General features: G+C 43.1%; 5 protein-coding genes. All 5 read right to left on the bottom strand.

Annotation, left to right across the window (positions count from 1 at the left end; all coding sequences use genetic code 11):
- Window positions 1-281: 281 nt before the first annotated feature.
- The 5 genes from hflX to cofG all read right to left on the bottom strand — a co-directional run bounded on the left by hflX (window position 282) and on the right by cofG (window position 5,022).
- Complete coding sequence (hflX, locus tag RMY31_RS20585; RefSeq protein ID WP_322662028.1) at window positions 282-2,027, bottom strand: GTPase HflX; 1,746 nt, start codon at window positions 2,025-2,027, stop codon at window positions 282-284.
- 320 nt (window positions 2,028-2,347) lie between these two features.
- Complete coding sequence (locus tag RMY31_RS20580; RefSeq protein WP_322662023.1) at window positions 2,348-2,569, bottom strand: hypothetical protein; 222 nt, start codon at window positions 2,567-2,569, stop codon at window positions 2,348-2,350.
- A 299-nt stretch (window positions 2,570-2,868) separates the two neighbouring features.
- Complete coding sequence (locus RMY31_RS20575) at window positions 2,869-3,336, bottom strand: tetratricopeptide repeat protein (RefSeq protein WP_322662024.1); 468 nt, start codon at window positions 3,334-3,336, stop codon at window positions 2,869-2,871.
- Entirely contained in the window at window positions 3,272-3,703 is a 432-nt protein-coding gene (locus RMY31_RS20570) for a hypothetical protein (protein WP_409878141.1), read from the bottom strand. Before RMY31_RS20570 ends, RMY31_RS20575 begins: the two co-directional genes overlap by 65 nt.
- Window positions 3,704-4,008: 305 nt before the next feature.
- Window positions 4,009-5,022 (bottom strand): 7,8-didemethyl-8-hydroxy-5-deazariboflavin synthase subunit CofG, encoded by a 1,014-nt coding sequence (cofG, locus tag RMY31_RS20565; RefSeq protein WP_322662026.1) that lies wholly within the window; start codon window positions 5,020-5,022, stop codon window positions 4,009-4,011.
- Window positions 5,023-5,396 lie beyond the last annotated feature (374 nt).

The following is a 5,396-nucleotide window of genomic DNA, read 5'->3' as shown; positions in this document are numbered from 1 at the left end:
AAGATTCTGAAACTTTGATTGAGTCAAGCTTTGAGCCTTTATTTTCTAACAGTAACTAAAATTTATAGCCAAAACTTAGAAATTAAAGCCTCGAAAGGCTTTCAGCGATTGGGTTCTCCCAAAGTGATAAAAGAGGGCTATATACTCCTACACCCCTGTCCCTGTCTAAACCCTTGATTTTTCGTATCACTGCGTAAGTCCTAATGTTGTTTTCAATAGAAAATGCCGTAGTTAATATAACTACGGCATTTTTTACTGTAAATTAAATTTATTTTCGGTATTTACCGAGAGTCAACAGCATATTGAATCAACTGGTCAAGGCGCTGGCGTAGGGTTTCTAATCCTAAGCGCTGGCTTGCTGAAATAAATACTGCTAGAGGAAACTCTTCTTGAGCTAGAGCTAGAGTCTCACTATCTACTCGATCGATTTTGTTAAAGGCAACTAACGCTGGGCCAGGAGTCACTGGCATTGCTGCAAGGATTTCTCTAACTGAACGAATATGACTCAACCAAGCAGGATGAGATAAATCTACTAAATGCAGTAGGGCATCAGCTTCTGTGACTTCCTCCAAGGTGGCGCGGAAGGCATCCATTAACGATGCAGGTAGTTCATGGATAAACCCTACTGTATCTGTAACTAGAATCTCTTGGGATTCGCCAGCCTCGCCATGGGGAATCACCAAGCGGCGCGTTGTGGGGTCAAGAGTGGCAAACAACTGGTCGGCTGTGTAAATCTCAGCATTAGTGAGGGCGTTGAGCAAGGTGGACTTGCCTGCGTTGGTATAACCAACCAAAGCCACTGAGGGAACTTCCCGATGTTGCCGTCGCTGTCGTAACCGCGAACGATGTGCTTGTAATTGGTCTACTTCTTGTTGCAGTCGGGAAATACGTCGCTGAATGGTACGGCGTTCAGTTTCCAGTTTGGTTTCACCAGGGCCGCGAGTACCAATACCACCCCCTAACCGTGACATTGCTTGACCTCTACCAGTTAGTCGCGGCAGCATGTATTCTAACTGTGCCAGCTCTACTTGCAACTTACCAGCACGGGATTGAGCGCGTTGGGCAAAGATATCTAAAATTACTTCTGTGCGGTCAACTACTCGAATGCCAATTTGTGCTTCTAAGTTGCGGACTTGGGCGGGTGAGAGGTCGCGGTCAAAGACAACGAGATTAGCTCCCAAAGTTTGGGCTGTCAAAGCGACTTCTTGCACCTTTCCTTCGCCGACTACTGTTTGAGGATGAATGCGCGATCGCTTTTGTTGTACTGTCTGTAATACATCTCCACCGGCTGTATCCACTAACCGTGCTAATTCGGCCAAGGTGTCTTGAAATTGTTGGGGAGTCAACTCATCGGTCATTACTCCCACAATTAGCACACGATCGTGGTCAGCATCTACTTCCTGGGCTACAAATTCGCGGCGGAACTCCTCTTCCAGCCCTTCCACCAAATCTATAAAATCCTGCTGTGCCACTATATCCAAGCTCAGAGGTGGCGATATAGTCCAACTTGGAGATTGGACTTGATTTTCCTCTATCTTGAATGCAGCAGGGCTTGTCATCAAGGCACGAGACTCTTGGGGTGTCAGGTGAGCTAAATAAGCTTCTTTGACATACCCAGCAGCGCCTCCTCCCCTACGTGTAAATCCTGTTCCGGTAATATTTATGACTACCAAAGCGTCTAATCGTTGCAGTGCCATAGCTGTCAGTGCCGCATCATTGGGCGGTTCTGATTTTAAATGGGTGGCGATACAACGAATACCACTGAGACGTTCTGCACCGTAACGGGGCAATTCCAACGGTGGGATTTGTGTTTGACGTGGTGTGCCTACCCCTACGCGAATCACTTGTCCGCGACGGTTGAGGTAGGCACACACAGGTTGATTGATTTCTGTACTAATGGCCGCCAGACGCTGGGAAAACTCAGGCGTGGTGATGCGATCGCCTGGTATGCGCTGGTGGTACAGCCGCTGTAGTTGCTTCAGCTGGCTGGACTTTAGACCTTGCAGATTTCCGTAGATAGTCTCTATAGGCGTTTATGACCAGTAAATGGCCCCCCGAATCCTTCTACTGTCTATTTTACAACAGGGTTTACAGTGCAAGCTCTGTCTAGTGAAGGATGCAGGCTGAATTAGTGTTTGTAGATTGTTGATTTAAGACTATTTTAGTGGTAGTCTGCACCCCATTAAGCAATGGTAACTGCACGCAGCGTCTTAAAAACCAAGGGTTGTATTGAGAAACATTCAGTTAGCGGACTTTTGAAACCATGCTAGCGGATATGAGAAAGATAAAGCTTCCTGAATGATTTATGACGAAGGAACGCTGGAGATGGAATGTCTGTATCCAAAACTTACCTGTTTGGATAGTCGTCATAAAGTCCTTCGTCTTCTGGTATGTAAGCGTTCAAAAAGCCATCATAGCTACGGGTACTTTCTGGTTCTTCCGCTTTTTGTTCGATGGTGATTACCCAGCGTTTTGTAGTGATACTTTCCAGTATTGGTTCTGGGAGATTCAATTTCTCTCCTGGTTGAGGTTCAACTTCATAAATCGGCTTAATCAATTCGGCATTCATAAGGCTTTTTGTCTGTAGGTTCCTTATAGTAGTTTATTTAAAGTTTGGGTGGCAACTTCTGAGTTGGGTAAGTTAAGGGCGATCGCTTTTAGTTTAAGTTTTGTTTCATAAGGAAGTGTGAAGGCGATCGCTTTTAATTTCAGTCGTTATAAAGTCCTTCATCATCTGGTGCGTAGCCGTTCAAAAAGCCATCATGGCTACAGATACTTTCAAGTTCTTCCAGATGAATAATTTGTGGGCGATCGCTTTTAATTTAAGTTGTTAAAAGTGGGAGTAAGAAAGCGATCGCTACTCTTGGATCAACGCTTAAAACTGATAATTTGCAAAAATATTGTCACAGCCTGAGTAAATTTTTGCCATTGCAACTTTACCAAGGCGATTCTTCTGTTGTTCCAAGCATCGTGGTCATCAGGTTTAAATTTCAGTGCTTGGTCGTAGTATGCAACTGCTTGTTCATAACGTTCTAAATCATCTAACGCAGTGCCCCGGAAAAACAAAGCATAGTAGTAATCAGGTTTAATTTTCAGTACTTGATCGTAGGATGCGAGTGCTTTTGTACAATCTTGCTCAGTAAAATACAAATTTCCCAGTTCAACTAGTAATTCTGCTTGCCTACTAGTTAATTGATGTTTTTCTGCAAGTAATTCTTGAATTGCTAGTATTTGTTGAGTTCTTTCTTCTGGTGTTAGCCTGAGATATTTTTCATAGTATCCATGCTGGAGTATACGTGATGATTCCTGGTTTAGAGTTTCTGAATCTAATTTCATTCTCTACACTCAGACCATCTAAATATACGTCAGGTAGCAAATCTTTTAATTCATGCCAGCGGCTTTTCAACCATGACAGCAAAGGTTCAGGATTAGCGTTATCTTTTAATGCTTCTAATAAACGTCGTGTGCAAGCAAGGAGAATATCTGTATATTGGGCATCTTCTGGTTCGATATCTTGGTCATCGGCGGCAAAATAGACAACAAAGCAACCTCGATCGTTTAAATTTTTCTGAAGACGCAGCAATTCTGTTGATTTGCCTGCACCGCGATGACCAGCATAAAGTTGACAAGTCTTTCTGTCTGACAACAAAATCTCTCTACCCACCTCTACCAAAATGTCGCCATCTCCTCGCACTCCTGACAATCGACATAAGCTGGATCTCCAGTTGGCAAGGGTCGAAATGGGTCAAAAACGTTGTATATCTTTTTTAAAGTTGCAAAATCCTGAGCTATAGGGTGAATTTACCAGTTTAGTGCAATGATAACGCAATTTTACTGAGATATTTGCCTTTAGAATGAGGTCTAATGTTACACGGATGGGGATTGGGTTATGAGCGGCCCCAAAATTCATTAGTGAGGTTCTGATAATCGCCGACGAGTATCTGAGAGAGATGAACGAAGTTCAAAGACTCGTTGACAAGGTTTAAGAACTTATGAACAAGGTGAATATTAGAAAATGGGCAAATTTGCACTCCCTTGTTCTTGCAAAAGAGAAACTGGGGTTAAAATCTTTCGCCATTGTCTCACCGCTTTTTGCAATTCCTCTGATAACCAGCTATCAAACTGAGGATATACTGGTAAACGCGCTACTAATTCCCATCCCGCAGGCTGTAAAATTTTTCTCAATGCCTTTTCCTGAAGATGTGGATAATCGGGATTCACTTCATCTTTTGGCCCAATTCCGCCTAAGTCTCTAGCACCAACTTCAATACAAGCAATTAACCATCGGTCATCTTTAACCAAATTCGGCGGAATTTGAATTGTAATATCTGGCGGTAAAATTTGACGTGCTTTAGCAATGACTTCTGGTAACTGATGGGGGTCAAAAGGTGGTGCATCAAAGCTTTGCTGATTTCCTGGACTGTGGGGTTGCAGGATGACTTCTTGAATGTGACGGTAATGTTGATGCAGGTGAGATATGGCTTCTAATGTTTCCCACCAATCATCAGCGGTTTCTCCAATTCCTAGGAGTAACCCTGTTGTAAAGGGAATCTGCAACTCTCCCGCCCATTGTAATTGTTGCAGCCTGACTTCTGGTACTTTACTGGGTGCGTGTCGATGTACGGTATTTAATAATGCTGGCGTTAACTGCTCCAGCATCAAACCCATCGAAACGTTAACATTCTTCAGCTTCTGCATCTCTTCAAAACTCAACGGCCCCGCATTTGTATGCGGTAAAAACCCCAGCGAAAGTGCTAATTCACACAAATCATAAATCCGCTGAAACCATGCCTGACGCTTTGGCGATCGCGGATGCACTTCACCACTGAGTATAAGAATTTCACAAATATTTTGGTCTTGAAGTTGTTTTAAGACGGTTTCTGCTGCTGATAGCGTTATCCAGGCACTTTGACCCGGTTCGGTGCGAAAGTTGCAGTAGCTACAGCGATTAAAGCATTCGTAAGTAGGAACGATTGTATAAGCAGGGCTATAAGTAACAGTGCAAGAAGTATCAATTGTCATAAGAGAATATAATCTAACGCACCTAGCTGGCAAAAGTCTCTACCTGAGTACAAATATTGCTGTAAAAGGCGATCGCAGTAGCACTTCATATTGTTATCCTTTCTGAGCGCTACTTACTCAACATCCTTTAACACTTGAATCATCAGGGTTTCAGAGCTTTTCACAGAATTGCTAAAAATTTTTTCTCAAAGTGCTTTACAAAACGCAACATATTTCTTAATATAAGTTTACAGGCGAAAACAAACACGCTTGATTCATTCATAAAAAACAAATCGCAATTATAAAACCATGACAGCAACCATTCAACAGCGCCAAAGCGCCAACGTCTGGGATCGCTTCTGCGAGTGGATTACCAGCACCAACAACAGACTTTA

Source organism: Dendronalium sp. ChiSLP03b, assembly GCF_034531165.2.
Lineage (GTDB): Bacteria > Cyanobacteriota > Cyanobacteriia > Cyanobacteriales > Nostocaceae > Dendronalium > Dendronalium minutum.
Note: the sequence above shows the minus strand (reverse complement) of the source record. Positions and strands in the feature narration are given on the sequence as shown.

What these genes read in the sequence shown, in the direction of transcription:
- RMY31_RS20580 (WP_322662023.1), bottom strand. Translation starts at nt 2,569, where the DNA reads ATGAATGCCGAATTGATTAAGCCGATTTATGAAGTTGAACCTCAACCA.
- RMY31_RS20575 (WP_322662024.1), bottom strand. Translation starts at nt 3,336, where the DNA reads ATGAAATTAGATTCAGAAACTCTAAACCAGGAATCATCACGTATACTC.
- cofG (WP_322662026.1), bottom strand. Translation starts at nt 5,022, where the DNA reads ATGACAATTGATACTTCTTGCACTGTTACTTATAGCCCTGCTTATACA.